Origin of the sequence: Variovorax glucosi (genome assembly GCF_051216695.1) — a bacterium.
Classification (GTDB): Bacteria; Pseudomonadota; Gammaproteobacteria; order Burkholderiales; family Burkholderiaceae_C; genus Variovorax.
In genome coordinates, this window is record NZ_JBPJZE010000370.1 from 1 (window position 1) to 1,055 (window position 1,055).

The following is a 1,055-nucleotide window of genomic DNA, read 5'->3' on the forward strand; positions in this document are numbered from 1 at the left end:
GCGCTCTTCGCGCACCACATACAGCGGACGGCCCTTGACCTCCTCGTAGATGCGCGCGATGTATTCGCCCACGATGCCGGTAGAGATCATCTGAATGCCGATGAAGAACATCAGGCTCACGACGATGGTGGTCCAGCCCGAGACGGCATTGCCGAACAGGAGGAAATCGATCCCCACGAAGGCGCCATAGCCGAAGGCCGGCAACGCCAGCAGCAGGCCCACCACGCTGACCATGCGCAGCGGCCAGGTGGTGAAGGCGGTGAGCCCGTCGATGGCCAGGCGCACCAGCCTGCGCATATTGAAGGTGCTGCGACCCTCCGCGCGCGGTGCGGGCGTGTAAGGCAGCGCCACCGCGCGAAAACCCACCCAGGCGTAAAGGCCCTTCATGAAGCGGCTGCGCTCGGGCAGGCTCATGAGCGCATCGACCACCTTGCGGTCCATCAGGCGGAAGTCGCCCGCATCCTTGGGCACGGCGAAGCGGTCCGACGAATTGACGAGGCTGTAGAAAAGCCGGCTGCCGATCTGCTTGAAGCGGCTCTCGTCGCTGCGCTTCTCGCGCACCGCGTACACCACCTCTGCGCCGGCCACCCACTGCGCGATCATCGTGTGGATGAGTTGGGGCGAGTGCTGCAGGTCGCCGTCGAGCAGCACCACCGCATCGCCCGTGGCCGCGGCGAGGCCAGCAGTGAGCGCGGCCTCCTTGCCGAAGTTGCGCGACAGCGAGATGCACCGAAAGCCCGACAGCTCGCACCACGCCTCGGCCACCGCGGCGGTGTCGTCGGTGCTGCCGTCGTCCACCACGATGATTTCCCAGCGCATGTGCGTGGCCCAGAGGATGTCTTCGAGCAGCGGCAGAAGGTGCCGCAGGTTGCCCGCCTCGTTCAAGCAGGGAATCACGCAGGGGATGCTGCGTGCTCCGGCCGGCGGTGCGAGCGGCGTGGCCGTGCGCGGTGCGGGCGCCTCGGCTTGCGGCAGCCTGGCCGGTGCGCGCGAATGCCTGCTGGCGTTGGTCGGGGAGATCATGGATGCCTCCAGAAAGAAGCGGCCGCTGTCTT

General features: G+C 67.1%; 1 protein-coding gene. It reads right to left on the reverse strand.

Features of this window, described 5'->3' with window-relative positions; genetic code table 11:
- Positions 1 to 1,023, reverse strand: a 1,023-nt coding sequence (locus ACSFA3_RS25760; RefSeq protein ID WP_435508151.1) for a glycosyltransferase family 2 protein, incomplete at its 3' end; no start/stop codon positions are given.
- Positions 1,024 to 1,055 lie beyond the last annotated feature (32 nt).